General features: G+C 66.9%; 25 protein-coding genes. 11 read left to right on the forward strand and 14 right to left on the reverse strand.

Annotated features, from left to right (window positions below; genetic code table 11):
• Window positions 1-156: 156 nt before the first annotated feature.
• From HTZ84_RS02570 to HTZ84_RS02585, 4 genes are all read right to left on the reverse strand, one after another.
• Complete coding sequence (locus HTZ84_RS02570) at window positions 157-1,407, reverse strand: ArsA family ATPase (RefSeq protein WP_174679250.1); 1,251 nt, start codon at window positions 1,405-1,407, stop codon at window positions 157-159.
• Window positions 1,408-1,524: 117 nt separating this feature from the next.
• Window positions 1,525-2,994 carry a glycosyltransferase family 2 protein gene (locus tag HTZ84_RS02575; RefSeq protein WP_174679251.1) on the reverse strand — a complete coding sequence of 490 codons (1,470 nt, stop codon included), beginning with the start codon at window positions 2,992-2,994 and terminating at the stop codon, window positions 1,525-1,527.
• A 97-nt stretch (window positions 2,995-3,091) separates the two neighbouring features.
• Complete coding sequence (locus tag HTZ84_RS02580) at window positions 3,092-4,105, reverse strand: pyridoxal phosphate-dependent aminotransferase (protein ID WP_174679252.1); 1,014 nt, start codon at window positions 4,103-4,105, stop codon at window positions 3,092-3,094.
• 112 nt (window positions 4,106-4,217) lie between these two features.
• Window positions 4,218-5,465 carry a S8 family peptidase gene (locus tag HTZ84_RS02585; protein ID WP_174679253.1) on the reverse strand — a complete coding sequence of 416 codons (1,248 nt, stop codon included), beginning with the start codon at window positions 5,463-5,465 and terminating at the stop codon, window positions 4,218-4,220.
• 298 nt (window positions 5,466-5,763) lie between these two features.
• Between HTZ84_RS02585 and HTZ84_RS02590 the strand changes: the two genes are divergently transcribed.
• Together HTZ84_RS02590 and HTZ84_RS02595 are read left to right on the forward strand one after the other, a co-directional pair.
• Window positions 5,764-6,282, forward strand: coding sequence for a CinA family protein (locus tag HTZ84_RS02590; protein WP_174679254.1), 519 nt, complete (start codon window positions 5,764-5,766; stop codon window positions 6,280-6,282).
• Window positions 6,283-6,421: 139 nt separating this feature from the next.
• Entirely contained in the window at window positions 6,422-6,907 is a 486-nt protein-coding gene (locus HTZ84_RS02595) for a metal-dependent hydrolase (RefSeq protein ID WP_174679255.1), read from the forward strand.
• On the opposite strand, the gene HTZ84_RS02600 is transcribed toward HTZ84_RS02595, so the two are convergent.
• Both HTZ84_RS02600 and HTZ84_RS02605 read right to left on the reverse strand, forming a co-directional pair.
• Window positions 6,904-7,752, reverse strand: a complete 849-nt coding sequence (locus HTZ84_RS02600; RefSeq protein ID WP_174679256.1) for a DUF7847 domain-containing protein — start codon at window positions 7,750-7,752, stop codon at window positions 6,904-6,906. The genes HTZ84_RS02595 and HTZ84_RS02600 overlap by 4 nt on opposite strands.
• A gap of 78 nt (window positions 7,753-7,830) precedes the next feature.
• A complete protein-coding gene (locus tag HTZ84_RS02605) occupies window positions 7,831-8,802 on the reverse strand; it encodes a DUF7139 domain-containing protein (RefSeq protein WP_174679257.1) in 972 nt (323 codons plus the stop codon).
• A 118-nt stretch (window positions 8,803-8,920) separates the two neighbouring features.
• Between HTZ84_RS02605 and HTZ84_RS02610 the strand changes: the two genes are divergently transcribed.
• The 4 genes from HTZ84_RS02610 to HTZ84_RS02625 all read left to right on the forward strand — a co-directional run bounded on the left by HTZ84_RS02610 (window position 8,921) and on the right by HTZ84_RS02625 (window position 11,717).
• The gene (locus tag HTZ84_RS02610) at window positions 8,921-9,205 is read left to right on the forward strand and encodes a DUF5789 family protein (RefSeq protein ID WP_174679258.1); all 285 of its coding nucleotides are present in this window, start codon (window positions 8,921-8,923) and stop codon (window positions 9,203-9,205) included.
• 6 nt (window positions 9,206-9,211) lie between these two features.
• Window positions 9,212-9,910, forward strand: coding sequence for a CPBP family glutamic-type intramembrane protease (locus HTZ84_RS02615; protein ID WP_174679259.1), 699 nt, complete (start codon window positions 9,212-9,214; stop codon window positions 9,908-9,910).
• A gap of 67 nt (window positions 9,911-9,977) precedes the next feature.
• Complete coding sequence (locus tag HTZ84_RS02620) at window positions 9,978-10,442, forward strand: DUF302 domain-containing protein (protein ID WP_174679260.1); 465 nt, start codon at window positions 9,978-9,980, stop codon at window positions 10,440-10,442.
• 162 nt (window positions 10,443-10,604) lie between these two features.
• Window positions 10,605-11,717: an AI-2E family transporter gene (locus HTZ84_RS02625; RefSeq protein ID WP_174679261.1), complete on the forward strand. Its 1,113-nt coding sequence runs from the start codon at window positions 10,605-10,607 to the stop codon at window positions 11,715-11,717.
• Window positions 11,718-11,755: 38 nt separating this feature from the next.
• Here HTZ84_RS02625 and arcD read toward each other — a convergent pair whose 3' ends face one another.
• From arcD to nreA, 3 genes are all read right to left on the reverse strand, one after another.
• A complete protein-coding gene (gene arcD / locus HTZ84_RS02630; protein ID WP_174679262.1) occupies window positions 11,756-13,192 on the reverse strand; it encodes an arginine/ornithine antiporter ArcD in 1,437 nt (478 codons plus the stop codon).
• Window positions 13,193-13,519: 327 nt separating this feature from the next.
• Complete coding sequence (locus tag HTZ84_RS02635) at window positions 13,520-13,717, reverse strand: hypothetical protein (RefSeq protein ID WP_174679263.1); 198 nt, start codon at window positions 13,715-13,717, stop codon at window positions 13,520-13,522.
• A 408-nt stretch (window positions 13,718-14,125) separates the two neighbouring features.
• Complete coding sequence (gene nreA, locus HTZ84_RS02640; protein ID WP_174679264.1) at window positions 14,126-15,427, reverse strand: DNA repair protein NreA; 1,302 nt, start codon at window positions 15,425-15,427, stop codon at window positions 14,126-14,128.
• A 283-nt stretch (window positions 15,428-15,710) separates the two neighbouring features.
• On the opposite strand from nreA, the gene HTZ84_RS02645 reads away from it, so the two are divergent.
• The 3 genes from HTZ84_RS02645 (at window position 15,711) to HTZ84_RS02655 (ending at window position 17,613) form a co-directional block, all read left to right on the forward strand.
• Window positions 15,711-15,890 carry an HVO_2753 family zinc finger protein gene (locus tag HTZ84_RS02645; protein ID WP_174679265.1) on the forward strand — a complete coding sequence of 60 codons (180 nt, stop codon included), beginning with the start codon at window positions 15,711-15,713 and terminating at the stop codon, window positions 15,888-15,890.
• Between the two features lie 7 nt (window positions 15,891-15,897).
• Entirely contained in the window at window positions 15,898-16,164 is a 267-nt protein-coding gene (locus HTZ84_RS02650) for an elongation factor 1-beta (protein WP_174679266.1), read from the forward strand.
• A gap of 132 nt (window positions 16,165-16,296) precedes the next feature.
• On the forward strand, window positions 16,297-17,613 hold the full coding sequence (locus HTZ84_RS02655) for an MFS transporter (RefSeq protein ID WP_174679267.1): 1,317 nt from the start codon (window positions 16,297-16,299) through the stop codon (window positions 17,611-17,613).
• Window positions 17,614-17,709: 96 nt separating this feature from the next.
• On the opposite strand, the gene HTZ84_RS02660 is transcribed toward HTZ84_RS02655, so the two are convergent.
• Together HTZ84_RS02660 and nucS are read right to left on the reverse strand one after the other, a co-directional pair.
• A complete protein-coding gene (locus HTZ84_RS02660; RefSeq protein ID WP_174679268.1) occupies window positions 17,710-18,204 on the reverse strand; it encodes a hypothetical protein in 495 nt (164 codons plus the stop codon).
• 125 nt (window positions 18,205-18,329) lie between these two features.
• The gene (gene nucS, locus HTZ84_RS02665) at window positions 18,330-19,118 is read right to left on the reverse strand and encodes an endonuclease NucS (RefSeq protein WP_174682519.1); all 789 of its coding nucleotides are present in this window, start codon (window positions 19,116-19,118) and stop codon (window positions 18,330-18,332) included.
• A gap of 228 nt (window positions 19,119-19,346) precedes the next feature.
• Between nucS and HTZ84_RS02670 the strand changes: the two genes are divergently transcribed.
• Window positions 19,347-19,973, forward strand: coding sequence for a hypothetical protein (locus tag HTZ84_RS02670; RefSeq protein ID WP_174679269.1), 627 nt, complete (start codon window positions 19,347-19,349; stop codon window positions 19,971-19,973).
• Between the two features lie 27 nt (window positions 19,974-20,000).
• Here HTZ84_RS02670 and HTZ84_RS02675 read toward each other — a convergent pair whose 3' ends face one another.
• Window positions 20,001-20,486 (reverse strand): hypothetical protein, encoded by a 486-nt coding sequence (locus HTZ84_RS02675; RefSeq protein WP_174679270.1) that lies wholly within the window; start codon window positions 20,484-20,486, stop codon window positions 20,001-20,003.
• Window positions 20,487-20,816: 330 nt separating this feature from the next.
• On the opposite strand from HTZ84_RS02675, the gene HTZ84_RS02680 reads away from it, so the two are divergent.
• Window positions 20,817-22,751: a beta-CASP ribonuclease aCPSF1 gene (locus tag HTZ84_RS02680; protein WP_174679271.1), complete on the forward strand. Its 1,935-nt coding sequence runs from the start codon at window positions 20,817-20,819 to the stop codon at window positions 22,749-22,751.
• Window positions 22,752-23,016: 265 nt separating this feature from the next.
• On the opposite strand, the gene HTZ84_RS02685 is transcribed toward HTZ84_RS02680, so the two are convergent.
• Window positions 23,017-23,820 carry an ABC transporter permease gene (locus tag HTZ84_RS02685; protein ID WP_174679272.1) on the reverse strand — a complete coding sequence of 268 codons (804 nt, stop codon included), beginning with the start codon at window positions 23,818-23,820 and terminating at the stop codon, window positions 23,017-23,019.
• The gene (locus tag HTZ84_RS02690) at window positions 23,813-24,730 is read right to left on the reverse strand and encodes an ABC transporter permease (protein WP_174679273.1); all 918 of its coding nucleotides are present in this window, start codon (window positions 24,728-24,730) and stop codon (window positions 23,813-23,815) included. The genes HTZ84_RS02685 and HTZ84_RS02690 overlap by 8 nt, the downstream gene beginning before the upstream one ends.

The following is a 24,730-nucleotide window of genomic DNA, read 5'->3' on the forward strand; positions in this document are numbered from 1 at the left end:
TTTTTCGCTGACTGAAGCCTAAATATTTTTCCTTAGTAACTCCTTTGGAAGAATGCCCGGTACCGTTTCCGGTAGCAATTTTTGATATCACGAACGACTTCACGCCGACTGTGAGCGATTCGACAGACGGTTGAAACCACTACATCAACGCACCGATCACCGCAGACAGGCCGCGACGACCTCAAGCATCCCCTCACCTCTTACTTCGTCGGCGAACAGCGGGACGCGCCGCACCTCGGTGCCGCGGAAGAGTTCCTGGGCTTCGGCGAGGGCGCCCTGCTGGACGTCCCACCGGCGCTGGCAGAACTCGCAATCGTCCAGATTCGGCTGGAGGAACTCGCCCCGAACGTCGTCGGTGACGTTCGACAGCGGCTCCATGACGCGGTTGACGACGACCGTGCCCACCGGAATCCGGAACTCCTCGAGTTGCCCGCGCAGGCGCTTGGACTCGAAGACGCTCATCTCCTCGGGGACCATGACGATCCGGAAGTCCGTCCGCGCGGGATCCTGCAGGGCCGCTCGCAGGCGCTCGATGCGCTCGCGGAGTTCGTCTAAGTCCCCGAGGTCGTCCTCCTCGGGCGCTTCTTGGCCGGGGAACATCCCCTTCATCCCCTCGAGCATGCCGCTGATGCGCTGGCGCATCTTCATCATCCGACCCATCATGGTGTCCATCAGTTCCGGGAGCTTCAGGAGCCGGAGGGTGTGGCCCGTCGGCGCGGTGTCGATGACGACGCGCTCGAACCGGGGGTCGTCCATGTACTCGAGCAGCAGTTGCATCGCGGCGGCCTCGTCGGCGCCGGGCATCGCGCCGCCGAACAGCGCCTCCATCGGCGACCCGTCACCGCCGCCGAGCAGGTCGCCGAGCCCGCCCATACCGCCCATTTCGCCCGCGCCGCCGTCGCCCCCGCCGAAGGGACCCGCGCCGCCGCCGTCGCCCCCGCCGAACGGCCCCGCGGTTCCGTCGTCCGCGTTCGCCGCGTCGTCGGGACCGCCGGCGCCCCCGTGGAAGGCGACCTCGCCCGCCTCCATCGCGGACTCGGGGTCGATCTCAGCCGCGTAGAGGGGGATATCGTCGCGGATCCGGCCCGGTTCGGCCGGCACGTCGGTCTCGAAGGTGTCCGACAGCGAGTGGGCCGGATCCGTCGAGACGACCAGCGTCGACGTGCCGCCGCGGGCGCTGTCCAGCGCGGTCGCGGCGGCCATCGTCGTCTTTCCGACGCCGCCTTTCCCGCCGTAGAGCACGTAGTCCGGGCCGTCGACGGGATCGTCGGACGGCTCCACGTCGATGGTTTCCCGTTCCTCGTCCTCGAGGGAGTCCGTCGGCGTCACCTCGATGGTGTGGGCGTCGTCGGTCTCGTCCGCCGTCTCGGCCTCCTCGTCGACCCGCTCGGCGTCGATTCCGCTCATAGCGATCGATTCGCTACCCTGTCACGAGTATTCGTCGGTCTCGAGCGACCCCGTCCGGGTCGCGATCGGAATCGGTCGCCAGCGAAGCCGTGGACTCTCGAGCCGACGACTCGAGAGTCACGCATCGCCGCGAGCGAGGTCGACGAGCCCCAGACAGATCGGGGCCGCCCACAGCGTCGCGTACAGCGCCTGCGAGAACGGATTTGCGAGGATCGAGTACGCGATCCCGTGGGGCCACGAGCGGAACGGAACCGCGTCCCAGGCGGCACGGTAGGCCCGCAGGCAGTAGTACGCCCAGACGATGACGTTGAAGCCGACGAGCAACTGCACCGTCAGCGGGAGCGCCACCGACGCGCCGCCCGCGGACAGCACCGCGACGAGCGCCGCGGCGGGAACCCCGACGACGGAGAGCAGCGCCAGCGACTGCAACAGCAGCGTTCCGGACCAACACCGGAGGTCGTCGACGCCGCTCCAGCCGCGCGCGAAGAACCGTCGGTACAGGTCGCGCGTCCACGCTCGCTTCCGGTCGAGCCACGCCTCGAGCCCAGCGGGGCAGTCAAGTCGGACGTACCGATCGACGACGCCGAGCGCGTTGCCCCGGTGGGAGGCGGCCAGGCCGAGCGGGACGTCGTCGCCCGTCCGGCGTCGCCACGCCGTGACGTCCTCGAGGACGCGCCCGGTCGCCAGATAGCCCGAGCCCAGCAGGTGGTACGGCCCCGTACTCGAACGGTGGCCCAGATCCGACCACGCCGCCGTCGCCATCGAGTCGAGCAGCGGGAGGATCCCCGCGTCGACGTCGCGAACCGTGTGTTTGGTCTGGACGACGTCGTACTCCTCGAGACCGGCGACCGCGAGTTCGAACGCATCGACCGGCAGCCAGCTTCCGGCCTCGAAGACGGCGACGAGGTCGTCGGCCGCGACCGAGCGGGACTCGAAGGCGGCGGTCAGCATGGTCGCCGCCGTCGGCGACGTCCCCGTTCCGGTGGCCCACCACGCGCGTTCGCCGTTCTCGGGCGGATTCCCGCTCTCGACGCCACCGCCGCCCGCAGGCGCGCCAGCGCCCCGCGTTTGCTCGACCGCGCGGGCCGCGGCGTCGAGTGAGAGGGTCTCGACCTCGAGCCCCGGTGGCCGCTCGGCGTCGATCGCGCCCTCGAGTGCGAGCGCGTCCGTCTCGCGGGGCTCGTAGACGACGGTGACCGAAACCAGCGACGTCGGATAGCTCTGGGCGGCGATGCTCGCGAGCGTCGACTCGAGGCCCCGCCAGCGGCCGTGAATCAGCGGCACGAAGACGTGGATTCGCCGGCGGAGTGCGGGCGGGAGCCGACAATCGGGGCCGAGACTGTGCTTGCGCTCAGGAGAACCACGTTCGTCCTTGGGAGACCCACCGTCAGTCTGGATAGCGACTCGGCTGGACTGTTCGTCTTCGCGACCGATTCGGCCGCCGTTGGCCTCGAGAACTCGTCCGAGCGTCCGCTCGTCGACGACGTTCGCGGGTCGGCGCAGGAACAGCGCCAGCAGGCCGCAGTTGACGACGGCGTAACAGAGCTGGGTCAGGACGAACGCGGCGACGAGGACCTCGAGGGCCATCACTCACTACACAACTCGCGTCGCCCCGTATCTGTATTGCGGCCGGTAGCGGTCGACGGTCGACGTCCCCCTCGATCGTCGACGGTCGACGCGCTCCTCAGTCGAAGTACGCCGCGAGTCGCTCGGCCGCTTCCTCGACGCGGGGCGTGACGAGCGCGAAGCGGAGCCAGTCGGACCGCGAGTCGCCGAAGGCCTCGCCGGGCATCCCCGCGACGCCGGCCTCGTCGATCAGGCGTTCGACGTTCTCGAGCGTCCCCGGATAGCCGTCGAAACGGGCCATGACGTAGAACGACGCGTGGTGTACTCGTCGGGCAAGGTCGCGACGCGCTCGCGCCCGCAGACTCGGGGCGTCTGGCCCCGCAGACGTACTGGCGGGCCGAGTCGTCTTGGCGTTCTCGACGAGCTCCGGCGGGAAGACGGCGTAGCCGACCCGAACGCCCGTGATCGCCATCGACTTCGAGAAGGCGTTGGTGACGATCCGGTGGCTCGAGTCGACGCCCAACGCGGACGCGAACTCGCCCGAGAGGTCGTAGTGGTCGTACACCTCGTCGCTGATCAGGATCGCGTCGTACTCCTCGGCGACGTCGACGAGGGCCGCCATCGTCGACTCGGGATAGACCGCACCGGTCGGATTGTTCGGCGTGGCAACTACGATGGCGGCCGTCTCCTCGCTCGCCGCCTCGCGGACGTCGGCCGGATCGAGCCGCCCCTCGTCGTCCGTCGCGACGAACCGCTGCGTTCCGTCGAGCATCGTCGTCTTCCCCGGATAGTAGGGGTAGACCGGGTCCGTCAGCACGATTTCGTCGCCGCGGTCGCGCTCGAGCGCGCGGGCCATCGCGAGGTAGTTGGCCTCGCCCGCGCCGTTCGTGACGACGATCTGGTCGGCGTCGACGCCCCGCCGGGCCGCGATCTCCTCGCGGAGCTCGAGCAGGCCCTCGCTGGGGGCGTACTGGAACCGGTCGGGCTCGAGATCGGCGTAGTCGCGCAGCCCCTCCCGGAGCGCCTCGGGAGGCTCCCAGTCGGGGTTGCCGCTGACCATGTCGATGACGTCGCCCGCCGCCCGATTCGCGTACTCCATGACGTGGAAGAACAGCGGCGTCTCGTAGTCCATGCACGAGAGAGGGGCGGCGCGGACCGTCATTCTTTCCGTTCCGGGCAACCGGTCCGTTCGATCTTCCCCTTGTCTCGATCGTCGGTACCGCTCGTTCTGCGGCGAAGACCGGTTACCGTCCGTTAGATATCCGATCGAGCGCGTTGGGTGCGTCGATCCGACCAGCACCGAGTCCCTCGGTGTACTCGCCGGAGAGGTCGACCGCCCCCTGTGCGATCGCCTGCTGGATCCGTCGCGGGTGACGATCTGGCTCGAGTTCCAGAAGGAGCGCGGCGAGTCCTGCGACCTGCGGTGCCGCCATTGAGGTGCCGAAATCGTAGTCGTACAGTCCCCCGTAGATGTCCGCAGGGACCGTCGACAGGACCTCATTCGTCGGGTTCGGATATGCCACCGCGTCGGAATCCGTACGCTTGCTTTTCGCCACGGTTTCGTATCGGCCGCCGGGTGCGGCGACATCGATCGCTCCGTCGCCGTAGTTCGAGTAGTGGCTCCGCTTATCGGTCGGGCCGGTCGCAGCGACGGTAGACGCTCCCGAGACGTCGGCCGGCAGCACATACTCGGATTCGTCGTCCAAATTCCACCCGTAGTTCTCCGCGGCGACGACGACGACAACACCCTGTTTGACCGCGTGCTGGATCACGCGCCGATACGCCGCGTATGCTCGACTGTCCGGCGGAAGCGTCTGTCCGAGGCTGAGATTGATTACGTCGACGCCGTTCTCGGCTGCGTAATCGATCGCGAGGAGGATATCCGCAATCGATCCCATCAGAACACCGATGGTCTCGTCCGGGAACGCCGGGTTGATGTCCGCAATCCGCTCGAAGAAGAACGAGCGTAGGGAGACGAGTTCCGCGTCCGGTGCCATGCCAACAATGCCGGTCTCATTTCGTCCGGTGGCCGCGATCCCGGCGACGTGCGTGCCGTGGCCGTGGACATCGTCGGAGACGTGCTGGGTGGTTTCCCGGACCGACGGGTAGTAGTCTGCCGGCGCCTCGGCGACGAGCGTGTCGGCAGTCCCAGCGTGAACACGCCCGTATCTGAAGAGTCGGCTGCGTTCAGCGTCGATCCGTGACGCGAGAGCAGGGTGGGAGTGACTGACGCCGGTGTCGATGATCGCGATCGTCGTCTCGGCACCCGTCGCCCGCTCGTGAGCAGCCCTCGCGCGCACCAGTTGTTTGTCCCACTGGTTCTCGCGCTGGGGTTCAGTACTGGCCGACCCTTCGGATGCCGACCGTTCGATATCGACAACGTGTGTTTCGTTCGCAATGATGTCGTCTACGACGGCGCTCGTCCGGAGCGCATCGGACTTATCGCTCGGTCCCTCGACGATGAGCACCGATCCGCCGCCGAGTTCGTGCAACACCTCGAACTCGGTCCGTTCGATATGCGACCGAAGTCCGTTTCCCCCAGCCAGAACAACGTACAACTGCCGCTGGGGTTCCTCCCGATCGTCGGCGCTGGCCGTCCCGAGTGCGCCGACCGCAATCGTACTTCCTGCGATACTTTTAAGTACCGACCGCCTTGATGACTGCCCCATCATGTAATTCAATCAATTCTTCTAATACTTAATACAAATTATTTTCTATTTCATAGAACAGATATCGCGTCACCATTCGTCCGGAGGTTTGACGACTCGTTGGCTCGTTACGTGCGTACCGATGAACGACGACATCGACCGCGAGTTGCCGATGGAGATCGCCGACGCGCTCCGGGACCGCGAGGAGACGCTGGCCGTCGCCGAGTCCTGTACCGGCGGGCTGATCGGCGCCGCGATCACCGCCGTGCCGGGCGCCAGCGACTACTTCGATTCGGGGCTGACGACCTACGCGTACGACGCCAAGCGCCGCCACCTGGGCGTCAGCCGCGAGGCGTTGGACGAACACGGCGCCGTCTCGGAACCCGTCGCCCGCGAGATGGCCCGCGGCGTCCGCGACGTCACCGACGTCACGTGGGGGATCGCGACGACCGGTATCGCGGGTCCGACCGGGGGCACCGAGGAGAATCCAGTCGGCACCGTCTACATCGGCATCGCCTACGCCGGCCCGTGGGGCAGCGAGTCTTCCTTCGCCTCGGTCTCGCGGTACGTCTTCGACGGCGACCGCGCGGACGTGCGAGCGAAGACCGTCGATCGGGCGCTCGAGGACCTCCTCGAGGCGCTCGAGACCCGCGACGCCTGACAACCGCGGGATGCGACCTTCTGCTGTCGAGAATCAACCCAGTTACGACTGCCGAGCCTGCGTTCGAACCCGATAGAACGGGCAAAAGACAGTCCTCGAGAGTAAACTATTCGGCGGTCGCTTCCCCAGTGGCAGGTGGATGAACAAGAAGGGACACGTTCTCAACGCGATACTTCTGAGTCTGGGGCTGGGGTACATCCTCGAGCCGGCGGGGGATCTCGAGACGTTCCGGACGATCGTTATGATCGGCGTGCCGGTGACGCTGGGGGCGCTGTTTCCGGACGTCGACACCGCGTTCGGGAAACACCGGAAGACGCTGCACAATCTGCCGGTGCTGCTCGGCTTCGTCGCCTTCCCCTACGTCTTCGGGAACCTCGAGTACGTCTGGCTCGGCGTGTTGACCCACTACGTCCTCGACGTCGCGGGCAGCAAGCGCGGCATCGCGCTGTTCTACCCGCTCTGGAAGGAGGAGTTCGGCCTGCCCGTCGGCGTCGCGGTCAGCAGCAAGTACGCGGACGGGATGACGGTGGCCGTGACGGTTCTCGAACTGGCGCTGGTCGCGGTGCTCGTCTTCCAGTTCCCGCGATGGGGCCTCGAGATGAGCCAGCAGCTGTTCGGCTTCTAGCGCGTCCCGCGTCGGGACTCCGATTCGGTTTCTGCCGCCCACCCGGAACCGCTACTGACCGGATCGGCGGTGTCGTCGGCGGTCGCGTTGACGTACGTTCGGGTAAGGAGGGCCAGAACGAACACCTGACCGACGGCGGTGACCAGGTCGGCGGTGATCGCGCCCGGAGCGCCCGGGAGGATGCCGGCGAAAGTCCTTCCGACGAACCAGCAGACGCCGAACGCGACGATACCGAGCACGCCGATCGCGAACGTGCCGAGGAGATTACCGCGGACGACGCTGTACGACGACCCGAACGCGCCGACGAACGACTCGTCGTCAATCACGATCGCGGCCACGAAGAACATGAGGAGAAACGCCACCAGCAGCCCCGGGACCACGACCAGGAGGAACCCGATCGCGACCAGGATACTGTACGCGATCCAGCCGAGCAACAGGTGGAGGGTCGTCCGTCCGAGACCGTCGGTCGGGATGCCGCCGAGGCTATCTCGCTCGTCCCCGAAGGCGTCGATAGCGATTGCGACGACCGCCAGTGAGACCACGAACGCGACCAGCCAGAGCACCGCCGCGGCGCCGGGACTCAAGCCCAGCGCGAGCGGGAGGTCGGCGATGTACCCGTTGATCTGCTCCTCGGCCGTTTCGATCTCCGACGCGCTCAGTTCCCCGCTGACTTCGGGATCGTTCAGCATCTCTATCGTCCACTCGAGGAACCCGCGAAGGATATCTTGGAGTGCGGCCGTCTGGGCGACGCCGACGAGCGTCAGCGCGGCGATCAGTACCGCGGCTGCACTCGTCGTCAACCGATCGACCGCTTCGCTCACCGTGTTACCTACGTTGAAAGCCATTGGTTGGGGATACTCGCGTTTGAAAATAAAACATGTGTTTCGACGAAGGAATCGTCGCGGCCCGACGGAGGCGGTCGGTCAGCGGTTCGGCTCCCACTCCTCGCAGGCGTCCATGTTGTCCATCGCGGCGTCGTGACGGGCGCAGTAGGGAACCATCCCCTCCGACGAGCGGACGTACTCGAAGTGTTCGCAGTTGCCGCAGTAGCGGTCCGTCGGCGCCTCGGGCTGGTTTTGAGGCGTCGGCGACTCGACGATCTCCGCGTCGCGGCCGTCGCCGTCCATCGGCGAGGTGATGTCCGAGGCGGCCGTCCCGCCGTCGCTGGTCGCCCGCGCTCGAGCGGCCCCGCCCGCTCCGGATCCAGCGCTCGACGACTGCCGGGTCGATCCGGTCCCGGCTGCGGTCTCGTCGAACGAGAGCGTATCTCCGTCGTCGGCCGCGTTCGTCTGCGTTTCGACCTCGCCGTCGGGGGTACCCCCGAGGAAACCGATGCCGCCGAGTCCGCTCGAGTCCTCGGACTCGGCGACCTCGACGACCGTCTTGTTCTGGCGGGTGACGTTCATCTCGAGGGCGCCGCCGGGGTCGTTGCGCGTCTTGAAGTTGACGACGGCAGTGAACAGGCTCCAGAGGGCGATAAAGAGCCCGAGCAGGTAGACCGCTGACACCTGCAGCGTGTAATCGTCACCGTGGAATCGCCAGTCGTAGGGGTACGCGCCCCAGAAGAGGACGACTCCGAGCAGACACAGGCTCACGCTGATCGCGGCCGCGGCGTGGACGCGTCGACTGGCGGGCAACACGAGGAAGACGCCGACCAGCGCGATCGGGACGCCGAGGCCGGCGAGCACGCCGGCGAGGCGGATGGACGCGTAGTGGGTCCCAATACCCGGCGACAGCACGGCCGCGTATCCGCCCAAGAGGTCGGTCGTCGCCATAATCACGGCCACGACGGCCAGGAGCGCGCCGATCAGGACGAGCGCCGTCCCCGCGTACAGCCGGCGGGGACCGACCACCTCCCGCGCGGTCCCGTCGTAGACCTCCGTCAGGCTTGTCATGACCGATGGGTTCGGTCTCCCACCACAAAACGCTACGTCAGACACATCTCGCGAGACAGAGAGGTCGCTGACCCCCGGAAACGAAAGCTTGAATCGACGGGCACGCAAACGGCCGCCTATGAGCGACGAGGACGACGAGGAGCCGGCAGTCGAACTCGGCGAACGAACGCCCGTCGAGGGCGCACCGCTCGCCCGCGTCACCTCCCGGCTGACCTGGCCGAAGGAAAAGAGCGAGATCGACCGCCTCGAGGGCGACAGCGTCATTCGAACGCCCGAGGGCCCTCAGGAGCTGTCGACCGTCATCGAGGCGATCGACGAGACGTACTTCCAGCGCCACCAGGAGTTCGAAAAGCACGTCCGGGCGGTCATCGGCACCGGCCCGGTCCCGACCGCGGACGAGTAACGACCCGTGGCGACGGAACGGACTCGAAGCGGCGGTCGCTGGCTTCGCGATCAGTTCGATCGCCTCTCGTGGGTCCAGAAGTCGCTGCTGACCGGCGCGTTGCTGACGGTCCTGTGGATGCACCTCGTGCCGCCCGAACTCTCCCGGCGGTTCGTCGTCGACACCGTCGTGCTCGTCGGCGGCCCGCTGGCGCTGGGGCTGACCCACGGGAGACACCTCGGCTGGCACGTCGATCGCGTCGCGGTCCGAAACGCCGTCCTGCTCTCGCTGTTCGTCCTCCCCTTCTATCTGGTCGGCTCGACGCTGCCGACGATCCGCGACTACTACCCGATGTGGGAGACGTCCGCGGCGCTCGGCGAGTTCGTCCCGCACGCGATCCAGCTGTTCGGCCTCGCGCTGGCCGCCGAGACCTACTACCGCGGCCTCCTCTGTGTCGGCGTCAAGGAGATCGGCCGCAAGGCGGTGTTCATCAGCCCCGTCGTCTACATGCTCCACCACGCCGGCAAACCGCCGCTCGAGTTCCTGCTGTCGGGGCCGACGGACGTCCTCTTCGGGGCCGTCGACTACGAGTCGAACTCGATCCTGCCGTCCGTGATCGCCCACGGCGCGGGACTGGTCTTACTCGACTGGCTCGTTCTCCACGACCCGCTGTTCGATCCGACGCCGGTGATCGAACTCCTCGAGTGGCTCCCGGTGCCGATCTGAACGCCGCGGGTGCATCGGCGACTCCCGCGACGGGATCCTTTTGTGGCGGCCGATCGATGGCTCACGTATGAGTCTCCCGATCGACCCCGAGACGATCGATCCCGACGAATTCGGCGAGAAGCAGGCCGTCCTCGAGATGGACCACGAGGAGGCGATCGAACACGTCCGCGAGGTCTGTACGGACGTCGGCTTCGGCATCCCCGTCGAGTTCTCGCCCTCGGAACTACTCAACGAGAAGGTCGACGCGGACCGCGATCCCTACTACGTCCTCGGGGCCTGTAACCCCGAGATCGCGGATCGGGCGCTCGACGAGACCCTGCGGATCGGCGGCCTCTTTCCCTGTAACATGATCATCTGGGAAGAGGAACCTGGTCGCCAGCGGGTCTATCACGCCTCGATCATGAAGATCGCCCGACTGCTCGGGATGGCCCCGGACAACGACGAGTGGGCCGATATCGTCGACACCACCGGCGACCTCACTGCGGAGGCGTTCGAGCGGTTCGACTCGGTCGAGACCGACGTCACCGACTGACGCGTCGTCTCGCGTCGCTACCCCTTCCGCGTCGGCGTCGTCCGGTACCGTCGGCAACTGCTTCGGCGATCGTTCTCTCGCCATCGTCCCCTCTATACGACTATATAATTGTTCGTAATAGGTGTCAACAACATTTACGTACGTGACGATTGATGTTTGCGTATGGACCTCCGCACCGCGTTTTTCGCCCTCCTACTCGTGGTTCTCGGGGTGCTCTCTGCCCTGGTCATCGCCCCGCTGTTGCAGTACGTGCTGGCCGCCGGGCTCCTCGCGTTCGTCCTCCGTCCCGCCCACGAGCGCCTCGAGCCGAAGCTCGGTCCGCGACCGTCGGCGATCCTGTTGACGGGGGTCGCCGTCCTGGCCGCCGTCGTCCCGCTGTTGGTCATCTCGGCCGTCGTCTTGGGTACCGCCGTCTCTTTTCTCGACGAGTTCGACGAAGCGAGCGTCGTCGAGAGCGCCCGCGGAATCGCGGAAAACGACCTCGGACTCGAGGCCCGACAGATCGACGCGATCGAGACGGCGGCTCACACCGAGATCGAGTCCTCGCTCTCGAGCGCGGTCGAACTCGCGCTGGGCGAACTGATCCGGCTGGTCAACGCCAGCCTCGAGATGGCGATCGGACTGGCCGTCTGCGTCTTCCTGCTCTACTACCTGCTCGTCGACGGGGACGATCTCGTCGCCTGGCTCGGCGACGTCGTCCCGCTCGACCCGTCCGTCCGCGACGAACTGTTCGCGGAGGTCCGCGTCGTCACCTGGGCCGTGATCTACAGTCACGTCCTCGTCGCGGTCGTTCAGGGGCTCCTCGGCGGAATCGGGCTCGCCGTGGTCGGCGTCCCCAACGCGGCCTTCTGGACGGTGATCATGATCTTGCTCTCGTTCCTGCCGGCGATCGGCGTCTGGCTGGTCTGGGGGCCCGCCGCGGGGTATCTCGCGACGGTCGGCGACCCGCTCGCCGCCGTCGTTCTCCTCGTCTACGGCCTCACGGTCCTCGCGCTGATCGACAACTACCTGCGGGCGATTTTCGTCGATCGAGGATCCGGTCTCCACCCGGCCGCCGTCATCGTCGGCGTCATCGGCGGGATCTACCTGCTGGGCATCATGGGACTGTTCCTCGGGCCGGTCCTGCTCGCGGTGTTCAAAGCCGGCGTGAACGTCTTCACCAGAGTCTCCGCCGAGGACGGCGACCAGTGGACGGCCCCCGAGCCCAATGCGAACCCCGGGTCCGCCGCGAGCGGAGCCGAGAAACCGCTTCCGGAGTCCGACGGCGCGGACTGACCGCTCGGGATCGATATTCGAAAAAGATCGAAACGCCGTCAGTCGGCGGTCTGGATACGATCGGTTCGGCGGGTCGTCGGCACGCCGAATCCGGTCAGGGCCATCGCGAACAACACGAGCGGCGACAGGAACCCGAACAGGTAGAACGGCGCGTATTCGAGGGTCGCGACGCCGGTCGCGGAGGCCATAAAGACGCCGCCGGCGTGCCACGGAAGGAGCGCGCCGGTCGGCGTCCCGGCGGCCTCGACGGCCCGCGAGAGTTCGTCGCTGTCCAGTCCGAACTCCTCGTAGAGGTTCCGCAGCGTCATCCCGGGAAGGACGATGCTCATGTACTGTTGGGCCGTCAGCGCGTTGATCGCGATCGCGGAGACGCCGGTGCCGGCGATCAGGCTGCCGGAACTCCGAACGCCCTGCGAGAGCCGGTGGGCGAGCACCGCGAGCACGCCGGTCCGCTCGAGCAGACCGCCGAGCACGAGCGCGGCAACGACCACCGTGATCGTCCAGGCCGAACCGGTGAGCCCGCCGGTCGCGAGCAAGTCGTTGACCAGATCCGACCCCGTTTCGGGGGCGGTGCCGCCCATGAAGATCTCCCACGCGGGGACGAAGCCCGTCCCCTGGAGGAGGACCGACGTGAGGACGCCCGCGATGGTCCCGCCGACGAGCGTCGGCAGGGCCGGGTAGCCCCGCAACGCGAGCCCGAAGGTGACCACGAGCGGGACGAACGCCAGCGGCGTGACGGAGTAGGCCCCGGCCAGCGCGGTCTGTATCTCGGCGACGCGGCCGGTCGGGACGCTCCCGCTGGCCTGCAGGCCGAGGACGGCGAAGACCGCGACGGCCATCCCGAAGGCGATGACCGTCCCGGTTCGCATCCGGCGAATGTGGTCGTACAGCGGCGTGTTCGTCACGCCGGCCGCGAGGTTCGTCGTGTCCGACAGCGGCGACTGCTTGTCGCCGGCGTAGGCCCCCGAGAGGACCGCGCCGACGGTCATCGCCGCGGGCACGCCAAGCCCCTCGCCGATGCCGACGAAGGCGACGCCCAGCGTCCCGACCGTCGTCCACGAGGACCCGATCGAGAACGCGACGATCGCGGCCAGCACCGCGGCGACGGGCAGAAACACCGACGGCGAGAGCAACTCGAGGCCGTAGTACATCATCGCCGGAATCGTCCCGGCGTCGACCCAGGTCGCGATCAGCGCGTAGATCGTGAAGATGATCAACAGCGCCTGCAGTCCCATCAGGAGGCTGTTAGCGACGCCCTCGTAGAGGTCCTCCCACGAGTAGCCCAGGTAATACCCGAAGGCGCCCGTGAAGACGATACTCCACAGCAGGGGGACGTGAGGGTCCAGCCCGAGTACGGCGGATCCCACGCCGAGGAAGAGGACGACGGCCAACACCGGGACGAACGCGAGCGCGACGGAGGGCCGTCGCTCCGGATCGAGGTCCTCGACCGTCGTCGGAGTGAAATCGAGTGCCATCACCCGTCGTATGCGTCTTAGGAATAAAAGAGGTGCGTCTTATTATTAATAATAATTCATCAGAGAATGTCGACGGCGATCCTACAGGTTCGGTGAATGATGTCTTCGGAGGATACAGCGTCGAACACCGGTGAATATCGGTGGCTACTGATACACAAACGCGTCCAGTATCAGTCGGCGGGAACGGGACTGATCGGCGGCCGGCACCGCTCGGCGGTGAACGGGGAACTCGAGGTCTCGGCGGAAAGCGAACGGATCGTTCGAGGGGGACTCGAGGCGATGCGACACAACTCGAGTAAGTCGATACCGATCGGCGAATCGCCCGCACTAGCGGCGGTCGTCTGCCAACTCACCGTCCTCGGCGATCTCGGCGGCCTCGAGTTCCTCGAGATACCGCTCGGCGTCGTACTGGATGTACCCCGTGACGAGGGCGATGACCCCGAGGACGAACAGCGGGACGCCGACGAGGACGACCAGCAGTCCGATCGCGGTGAGGAATTCGGTACTGACGAGCGCCAGAGCCATACCGACCGGATGCGCTCGAGCGATTTAGGCGTGGGGGTTCGGAGTCACACGGCTCGTTGAGTAGTGTGCTCGAGGGGGAGCGTACTGAAACGAAGCGTTCTGCTATCGTGGCAACGGGAGTACCACTCCCTCCCCAGCCGATTTCTCCTCACGGGTGCGAAACACCCGTTCGGCTGGGTCGCGGGACCGAGGGCCCGCGCTGACGCCCCCTTCGGTCGCTCATCCCTCGCACGAGTTCGGACTGCGGGTCGTTGGGCTCACGAGTCACTTCGTTCCTGTTCGCCTCTCGAGGCCACACTCCGTTCGGCCTCGCATCACTCACCCCAGTCCGGTGCGCGACACCGCATGCCGGACGGTCACGCGGGGAACGGTAACGCCTCAGGCGGTATTGAACATGACCGGAGCCGACTAGTCTCGAGCGGAGAAAGCGCTGAGATTCGACTGTAGTCCCGCCGCGAGTTCGGATTTCCGCCGGAGGCGGGCGTGGGAGACCGGCAGCTGCGTCGCGACCTCGGCGACGGCGTCGTGGAAGGTCTCGGCCTCGCCGTACTCTCCATCGAAAGCGTTGCGCACGCTCTCGCGGACCTGCCAGACGCCGACGGGCGCCCAGTAGTCGTCGCTGACCTCGCGGAGGACGAGACACTTCGCCTGCCGGCCGATCGACTCGAGGTGCTCCAAGGCGGCCAGTCGGGCGGCGTAGTAGGCGCCGGCGGTCTCCTCGACGTAGCTCGAGCGTCCGTCGAACCCTTCGCTGGCGCTCGCCATCCAGGTGTCGCCCTCGGGATCGGGGTTCCAGATGCTGCCGGGCGCCTTCATCTCGACGAGTTCGAACTCCCAGTTGCCCGGCGCGAGGATCACCCAGTAGCGGTTGCCCATGTACTCGTTGGCCCAGACCTGGACCTCGTCGACGCTGGGCGCGTTGCGGATGCGGCCCCGGAGGAACTGGCCGACGGTGTCGTCGACGGCGGTGATCGACCACCGCGTCGGGACGAGCCGTCGCTGCTCGGTCTCGCCGAGCGCGCCCGCCGAGAGGATCGAGTTGATGTCGTAGACGTCGAAGCCCCGGCGGTAGAGGTAGGTCATCGCGCCCTGGGCCTGCCAGTCGTCGTCTTCTAAGGTCTTCTTGATCGGCTTCGGGACGTAGGGGTTCTCCCGCAACTCGGCGTTGCGGGCGTTGGCACGGGGGCCGCGCGGCGTCGCGACGTCCGTTCCGGCGTCGAGGCCGAGGTCGGGGGTGTCGTCCAGTCCGATCTCGAGGTCGACCGGACGATCCGCGATGGCGACCTCGCGCTGGACGCCGACGAAACCGTCCCACGCGTCGTGGACGTTCGGCGTCAGCCGACTCGCGATCGACGGCGAGTCGACGTTCGCGCGCTTGTTCGAGTTCAACAGCCCCGTTCGACGCTGGAGGACGTCCGGAATGTCGTACCCCTCCTGGTACCAGTTCCCGTCGGTGACGTACTCCTCGGCGGCGTTCTCGTCGCCGACCGGCGAGAGCACCCCCACGGGGATGTCGGGGTAGTTCGACCGCCCGACGAAGATCGAGGGAGCCGTCGAGCCCACGAGCGAGTCGCCGGACAGCGCCCGCTCGAAGTTCTGTTCGAACTCCTCTAAATGGTCCGTGATCTCGTAGGACTTCTCCTTGGCGAGTCGGCGGCGCTGGGCCTCCTCGTCGGGCTCTAACTCCTCGATGTAGTCGTCGAGGCGCATTCACTCGCCGTAGGGGCGGAGCCCGTTTGAATGTTGCAGTTCGGGGCAGAATGTCAGAGGCAGAGGTCCGGCCTGGCTTGGCACCCACCGAACCTCATCATCTTCTTTCGAGTGGACGGTAAAGTATCTAGCAGCGGATTTTCTGACTGCGAAAACACCCGGTCCCGCGACGTCGACTTCGTCCGCACCCATCCGTCTCGGCGGCGTCCGCTCTCGGGTCGGCGCCGACCGCGAGAGCCCTCGAAAGACAACCGTTAAAAACGCCGGGCGGGAAAGAAGGGGTATGAGTACGACCGACGAAAGCCAGAGGCGCTCGTGCGTCTCCTGTGGGCTCAACATCGCCGGCACCAACGCCGCCGCGTTCAAGTGTCCCGACTGTGACACCCAGATCTACCGCTGCGCCAAGTGCCGCAAGCAGAGCAACCTCTACGAGTGTCCCGACTGCGGGTTCACCGGTCCGTAATACAGCCATGGGAAAGGTAGCTGCGAAAATCAAGGTCATGCCGAACAGCCCCGAAATCGACCTGGACGCCCTTCAGGAGCGCCTCGAGAGCACCCTCCCCGAGGGCGCCAAGATCAACGGTGTCGAGCGCGAGGAGGTCGCGTTCGGTCTCGTCGCGCTCTACCCGACCGTGATCGTCCCCGACGGCGCGGGCGGCACGGAAGCCGTCGAGGACGGCTTCTCGGACGTCGAGGGCGTCGAGAGCGTCGGCGTCGAGAACGTCGGCCGTATCTAACTCGCTGAATCGGCACTCGATCGAGTTCGGTTTCTCGGAGCGGATGTCCTCGAGCCGCTGGGCCGTCGGTTCGACGGTCCACGTTCGGCGGGGACACAATTCTTACCACACCGTCCGTGAAACGTGACAGGCGTGAGTGCGCTGTCGGACCCCACTAGACGGCGGTGGCTCGCGTGGGCCGCGCTGGCGACCGTCTTCCTGCTCGTCAATCTCCACCGGTTGTCGACGGCCGTCCTGTCGGACCGGCTGACCGACGCGTTCGGCACGACGGCGGCCCAGCTCGGGACGCTCCACGCCTCGTTTTTCCTCATCTACGCGGTCGTCCAGATTCCGACCGGCGTGATCGCCGACCGGTTCGGACCCCGGTACGTCGGCTCGGTCGGCGGCCTCGTCCTGAGCCTCGGCGCCGTCGGCTTCGCGATCAGCGGGAGCTATCTCGCGGCCTTCGCCTCGCGGGCGCTGATCGGCCTGGGCAGCGGCGTCATCTTCGTTTCGATCCTCCGATTTTGCGCCAACTGGTACCGCGCCGACGAGTTCGCGACGATGACCGGGTTGACCGGAAGCGTCGCCGGGCTCGGCGCGATCCTCGCGACGACGCCGTTGGCGGTCGCCGTCGACGCCCTGGGCTGGCGAGCCACGCTAGCCGGTCTGGCCGCCGTCGGCTTCGTCGCCGCCGGGGCCGTCTTCGTCGTCGCGCGCCAGTCGCCGGCCGCGGCGGGCCTCGAGCCAATCGCGGGCGTCCCGGAGCAGCCGTCGGTCACGCTCGCCGAGACCGCCGGCCACCTGCGGACGCTCGCTCGCGACCCCGACCAGTGGCTGCTGTCGGTCGTCTTCTTCGCCGGCAACGGTGCGATACTGACGCTGATCGGACTGTGGGGCGTTCCCTACCTCGCGATCGTCTACGGCCTCGACGTGACGACCGCGTCCTCGTTTACCCTCCTCGGATCGATCGGCCTGCTGGTCGGTCCGCCGGCGATCGGCTGGATCTCCGACCGACTCGAGCGGCGCGTGCTGCCGATGACCGCGGGAGTCGGCCTGTTGACGATCGCGTTCAGCGTGATCCCCGTCTTCGGGCGCCCCCCGCTGGCGATCATCGCCGTCTCGTATCTGGCCTGCGGCGTCCTCTTCGGCGCCGCGATGCTGTCGCTGTCGACCGTCAAGGACCGGTATCCGCCCGCGGCCAGCGGCGTCGCGACGGCAACCGTCAACACGGCGGGATTCGTCGGCGCGACGGTTCTCCCGACGCTCATGGGGCTGGTGTTGGACGCCTACCGGACCGGCGAGACCGTCGGCGGCACCGTCGCCTACACCCGGTACGGGTACCGCCTCGCCTTCGGAATCCTCGCGGGAACGGTCGCCGTCGCCTTCTGCTGTTCGTGCTGGCTCCTCGTCCGCGACCGCGACGCCTCCTCGTCGCCGTCGGCGCGCGAGGGCTCGGGCGCACGATAGAGCGACGCGAGAAAAGAACGAGCCGTCGGCCGAGAGACCGGCCGGTTCGGTGGCGGTGCGCGGGCTAACCGACGGGACGACGAGTGGGACGTCTCGTTACTGGCCGGGGCCCGGACCCGGACCTGGGCCGGGACCGGGGCCGGCGTCGGGACCGGGCTGATCGTCCGGGTCGGCGCCGAGGCCGGCCTGGGAGACGATCCGCGCGCCCGTCTCGGAGAGGTCGACCGTGACGTCGCCGGGAACCGCCTTGCTGATCTCGTCGACGTTGCCCGCGAGCACCGTCAGGATGTCGTCGGGGTTCGCGTACAGCAGCATGGTGCCGTCCTGGCCCTCCGCGACGAGTTGCGTGTCGTTGAGGACGACCTGGTCGTTCTGGATCGTCGCCGCGACGACCGGCAGCGCCTCGGGTTTCCCCTTCTCGTCGTCGCGGACCCGCCGGATGTGGACGTCCTCGAGGTCGATGACGTCCTTGTACTCCCGGATCACTTCGGCGCAGGCGACCATGTCCTGCAGCAGTTCGGCCTTCTGTTTCCCCCCGTGGCCGTCGTCGCGGTTGAGACAGTGCTGACAGACGCGAAGTTCGAGTCGCATTGGTTGCCCTTATCGCTGGAGCCCGATGAGAATTCCGTTTCGGGACCCGGAAGCTGAGTCCGCCCGGTCCGCTCGAGTCGTCCCAACGAGGACCGCCACGTCACGGCGGAAGCTGCGGGCGGCCGTCAGTCGCCGGTCGGTTCCAGCGAGACGAACTCGAGGCCGTGGTCCCCGAGCAACCGATCGGCTCGGTCGGTCACGGACGGGGCGACCAGAACGCCGCGGACGTCGGCGTCGGCGTGGAGATCGCGCTCGAGGGCGTCGACGTACCGGCGGAGCTGGCCGACCGCGTCCGGCCCGACGCGGCGGCGCTTGAGTTCGACGACGACCGTCCGGCCCGCCGAATCCTCGCCGTAGATGTCGACCGCGCCGGCCGGCGTCGCGCGCTCGGTCGCCAGCGGCGTGAACCCGGCCTCGAGCAGGTCGGGCTCCTCGAGAATGCGCTGGCGGAGGTCCTCCTCGGTCCCGGAGAGGGCGAGGTCGTTCTCGTCGGTTCCCGAAAAGGCCGAGACCTGCAGGACCCGCTGGAACCGAACCAGGAGTCGCTCGTCGGGGTTCGACCGGAGGCTCTCGAGGACGAGCGCGTCGGCGTCGTCGCGATCGACCGCCTCGTCGCCGGCCTCGGTCCCGATCTCGGCCTCGCCCGACCCGTCGGCGTCCGCGCGTTCGCAGTAGACGTCGTGCTCGCAGCCCGGGGGCTGCCAGTTGACCGGCTGCTGGCCCTCGTCGGTGTGGACCAGCGCCGCGCCGTCCGGTTTGAGCATGACGTGGCGGTCGCCCGTCTCGAGCGTACTCGAAGCGCGGCCCTCGTAGTCGACGGTACAGCGGCCGAAGACGGTGACGAGCGCCTCGCGCTCGATGCCGTCGGCGACGGCCTCGCAGGCGGCCGACAGCGACGGCTGCTCGAGGGTCACTGCTCGGGGCGACCGCGCGCTCGATGGCTCTGACGTCACTGGAACGGCATAGCCGTCGGGCGAATAAAAGGAGCCCGGACCGCGTACGGGGTGCTCGCGTCGGTCCGCGACGATCGCGGTCGATCGATGTTGCGACCGGTCGCTGCCGTCCGAAGCCCGGCCTCACCGACGAGAGTTCGTTTCGATGTCAAAAACGCTTATCTCCGCCCGTCGATGGTCTCGAATTGAATGACAGACGGCCATCCCCGTCGCGCGTTTCTCGGAATCGCCGGCACCGGCGTCGCCGCATCGCTCGCCGGTTGTTCACAACTCGAATCGTTGACACAATCCGACGACGACTCGAGCGATGCGGTCACGGTCGCGGTGTCGCCGGACCGGGAGGACCTCGAGCGGCTCAACGAGGAGATCCGGACGGCCGTTCAGAGCGGCAATATGACCCAGCAGGAGGCCCAGCAGCGAGCGCTGGAGGAACAGCGGAACCTGACCGAGGAGGCGGCGACCGAGTTCGAGGACTCGGCCGCCGACAGCGAGATCACGGTCGAAGAGTCCAAACCCGAGTACGGGCTCCTCCGGGTCACCGGCTCCGACGAGGCGATCATGAGCGCGCTTCGGGAGGGCGAGATCAGCGGCATCTATCCCGGCGACCAGTACGACGCGTTCGTCCAGCAACAGCAGCAACAGGCCCAACAACGGGAGATGCTCCGTCGACAGCAGGAAGAGCAACGGGACGGCGGCGCCGAAAACGAGTCCGACGCTGGCAACGAAACGGACGCCGGAAACGAAACCGACGCGTCCGACGGCGGAGATCAGACCGCCGAAAACGGGTCGGACGCCGACGACGAGACAACCGAGTAACTCGAGACCCCTTCTAACGGCGGCCGGTCACCGCTCGACGCCGAACGGACTCGAGCGCTCGGTCCAGTTCCAGCCCGGCAGTCGCTCCTGGAACCCGGCCGCCAGCGCCGCCTCGCAGTCGTCGACGCCCGCGTTCTCGTCGGCCTCGCCGTGGACCCGCAGGTCGGCATAGTGGAACGTCGCCTCGCCGAGGGTCCGCAGCGGCTGGCGGCCGGCGACGGTCGCGGCCAGCTCCCGGCCGAGGATCTCGTCGACGACGAAGCCGGGATAGTCGCCCTCGACGTCGAGTTCGCGGAGGATCGCCACCATGGCGGCGACGTTGACTCCCAGATCGCCGTCGGCGAAGACGTCGTCGACGGCCTCGAGATACTGCGCTTCGGTGACGTGATCGACGTCGGTGTCGAAGACGTCTCCGAGGTCGTCACGGACGTCGTTGATGAGCGGAACGACGGTCTCGGCCCGGTTTGCGACCCAATTTCGCTCCCGTACGACGCGATCGGCTGTCAGATGCATACCTCCGATACGTACCGAACGGCCCTGGTTTTTGCGAAGGCTTTTATACTACGCAAAGAATAGCGTCGGATAAGCGGGTTCTCCCTGGAATCTTCCCGCAACCCAGGACGACCGACCTGGGAGCGCGTTCGTCACGGCAGGTGTCAGACGGATGATCCGGGATGCGAGACGTACTGCACCGTCCGACGTGGACGGTGTGACGCAACGGTATCGCCGGTACGATACAGTTCGGACGGTCGGTAGACCGTCGCCACATCCCGAAGTCCGACAACATCGACCTGAGCGGTTCGCTCCCCGGCGGCGAGTTCACGCAAGCCACAATCGGCGATTATGAGTACTGTAGAGCAGCAACTCGACGATCTGAAAGCAGAGATCACGAGCGAGTTACCGAGCGATATCTCGGTCTCCTCGGTGAAATACGAAGGCCCCGAAGTGGTGGTCTACACGCGCGATCCGAAGAAGTTCGCCCAACAGGGCGATCTCATCCGGCAACTCGCGAGCAAACTTCGCAAGCGCATCACCGTCCGCCCCGACCCGAGCGTTCTCTCGCGACCCGAAGAGGCCCGCGAGGAGATCATGAGCGTCATCCCCGAAGAGGCCGGCGTCACGGACCTCGACTTCCACGCCGACACCGGCGAGGTCGTCATCGAGGCCGAAAAGCCGGGCATGGTCATCGGCCGCCACGGCTCGACGCTCCGCGAGATCACCAAAAACGTCGGCTGGACGCCCGAGGTCGTCCGCACGCCGCCGATCGAATCCTCGACCGTCTCGAACGTCCGTAGCTTCCTCAAACAGGAACGCGACGAGCGACGGGACATCTTAGAGAAGGTCGGCCGACAGATCCACCGCGAGGAGATGTCCGACGACGAGTACGTCCGCATCACGACGCTGGGCTGCTGTCGCGAGGTCGGCCGGGCCTCGTTCATCCTCTCGACGCCCGAAACCCGGATCCTCATCGACTGCGGCGACAAACCCGGCGCCGAGGGCGAAGTGCCCTACCTCCACGCGCCGGAGGCGCTCGGCGCCGGTCCGCAGACGATCGACGCCGTCGTCCTCACCCACGCCCACCTCGACCACTCCGCGCTGATCCCGCTCCTGTTTAAGTACGGCTACGACGGGCCGATCTACTGCACGGAACCCACCCGGGACCTGATGGGCCTGTTGACGCTGGACTACCTGGACGTCGCCGCCAAGGAGGGACGCGCCCCGCCGTACGAGTCCGAGCAGGTCCGCGAGGCGATCAAACACTGCATCCCGCTCGAGTACGGCGACGTCACGGACATCGCGCCGGACGTCAAACTCACCTTCCACAACGCCGGCCACATCCTCGGCTCGGCCGTCTCGCACTTCCACATCGGCGACGGCCTCTACAACGTCGCGTTCTCCGGCGACATCCACTACGAGGACACCCGCCTGTTCAACGGCGCGACGAACGACTTCCCGCGCGTCGAGACGCTGGTGATGGAGTCGACCTACGGCGGTCGCAACGACTATCAGACCGACCAGGAGGACTCCGAGGAGAAGCTCAAGGAGGTCATCAACGAGACCTACGAGGAGGGCGGCAAGGTGCTCATCCCGGCGTTCGCCGTCGGTCGCTCCCAGGAGATCATGCTCGTCCTGGAGGAGGCGATGCGCGAGGGCGAGATCCCCTCGATGCCCGTCCACTTGGACGGGATGATCTGGGAGGCGACGGCCATCCACACCACGTATCCCGAGTACCTGCGGGACGACCTCCGGGACCGCATCTTCCACGAGGACGAGAACCCCTTCCTCGCCGACGAGTTCAACCACATCGACGGCGGCGAGGAGGAGCGCCAGGACGTCGCCGACGGCGAGCCCTGTATCATCCTCTCGACGTCCGGGATGGTCACCGGCGGTCCGATCATGTCCTGGCTCTCCCACATCGGCCCCGACCCGGACTCGACGATGGTCTTCGTCGGCTACCAGGCCCAGGGGACTCTCGGGCGGCGCATCCAGAACGGCTGGGACGAGATTCCGACCAGCGAAGTCGGCGCCATGGGCAACGGCGGCGGCCGCGGCACCCTCGATCTGAACGTCGACGTCGAGACCGTCGACGGCTTCTCCGGCCACGCCGACCGCGCCGGCCTCGAGAACTTCGTCAAGACGATGAACCCGCGCCCCGAAAAGGTGCTCTGCGTCCACGGCGACGAGCGGTCGACGCAGGACCTCTCCTCGGCGCTGTACCACAACTACGACATGCGGACGTTCGCGCCGAAGAACCTCGAGACCTTCCGCTTCCTGTAGAAAAGCCCTCGCGGCCGCTTGGCAGCGGCCGCTCGCCCGTTTCATTTCCGCCAGGGACACAGGGCGCGGCGCGCGGATCCGCGCGCCGCGCGGTCAGCCTGCCCTTCCCCGCGACTCGAGCGCTCGCCTCGAACAAACGGCGAGCGCTCGAGTCGGCCGCCGCACTGCTACCGGCTGTTCTCGCGAGATTTCGGCGGCTGTTTCGGTTCAGTAACTCTCCTCGAGTCCGTCCGAATCGCAAGAAATCGTGAGCCGCGGGAGTCGATCAGGAGAGCTGTTTCGAGAGCCACTCGAGGTTCGTCGCGACGGTCGCCGCGACGATCGCGATGATCGAGATCAGGATGAGGAACGTCGAGACGACGCTCACCATCGGATCGAGCGATTGGCGCAGCGCCGTCCACGCGACGACCGGAATGGTCTCCGTGCTGTGACTCGAGAGGAACAGCGCCATCACGAACTCCTGAAGGCTGACGATGAAGGCGAGCAGGCCGCCGACGAAGATCCCGTGTTTGACGTTCGGGAGGACGGCGTAGACGAACGACTGGATCGGGCCGGCGCCGAGGTCCCGCGCGGCGTCGAGCAGCTGCCAGTCGAACCGGCTGAACACCGACCGCATCACGAAGTAGACGAGCGGCGTCGCCCACAGCGTGTGCGCGAGGATGATGCTCAGGAACGAGGCGTTCAGCCCGGCTCTGACGAAGTAGACGCGCATCGAGATCCCGAGGATGATCGGCGGGATCAGCAGCGGGACGAGGACGAGCGGCGCGAGCAGCTGTCCGGTCCGGCCGTCGTCGAGTTCGTGGCCGAAGGCCGCCGTGACGCCGAGAGTCGTCGCGACGACGGTCGTTCCGGCGCCCACGAGGAGGCTGTTGTCGAACGCCGACAGCCAGCGCGTCTCCTCGAAGAACGCCCGGTAGTGGACCAGCGAGTAGTTCTCCGGCGGGAAGAGCAGCTGTCCGGACGCCTCGAAGGAGGTCGCGACGACCACCGCGAGGGGCAACAGCATGAACGTCAGGATCGCCAGGTAGCCAGCGCGGAACGCGACGTTCTCGACGGTCTCTCTATGCATACTCGAACTCACCTCCGAAGCGGTTGAGCGTGACCGTGAGCACGCCGATGCTCGCGGCCATCAGGAGTAGCATGATCACCGCGTAGGCGGTCGCGATCTCCCACTGGAGGTTCGACAGCAACCGCTTCTCGACTTCGATCGCGAAGGGGACCCGCTGGCTGGCGAGCAGCCCCGGCGCGGCGTAGGCGCCGACGCTCCAGGCGAAGGAGATCACCGTCGCGACGATGATCCCCGGCATCGCCTGTGGCACGACGATCTCGAGGACCGAGCGCGGACGGCTCGCCCCGAGGTCGCGGGCCGCCTCGACGATTCCCCAGTCCATCGTCGAGAGAACGCTGTAGATCGCCAGCACGGCGTAGGGGAGAACGATGTAGACCTGCCCGACGATCACGCCGATCGTCCCGGGGACGAACTGGATCGGCTCCGAAATGAGGTTCAGCGACAGGAGCAGGTCGTTGACCGTCCCGGTCGGCGAGAGCAGGGGTCTGAACGCGTACGTCTTGACGACGAGGGTCGTCAGCAGCGGCAAGATCACCGAGAACAGCAGCGCCGACTTGATCGCGCCCTCGGCTCGCCAGATCGCGTAGGCGTAGAACACCGCGATCGAGACGGTGATCGCCGTGGCGATCAGTCCCAGCTTGAACGAGTAGAGGATCGCGTCCAGCAGAACACCGGAAGAGAACACTTCCGCGTACCCCTCCAGCGACCAGGTCCCCGCGGCGTATCGGAGGTCCGTCGAGCCCGACGTGAAGCTGATCCGCAGGAGGATCAGAAACGGCGCCACGAACAGCAGCAACTCGAAGACGAGCAGCGGCGCCATCAGCAGCAGGGCCCGCTTCGATCGCGATCGCTCCCGGAGCGGCTCCCAGACGCGAGCGATCGGCGACGGCAGCGACGAGTGTCCCGACAT

The sequence above is a fragment of the Haloterrigena gelatinilytica genome (genome assembly GCF_013342145.1).
Classification (GTDB): domain Archaea; phylum Halobacteriota; class Halobacteria; order Halobacteriales; family Natrialbaceae; genus Haloterrigena; species Haloterrigena gelatinilytica.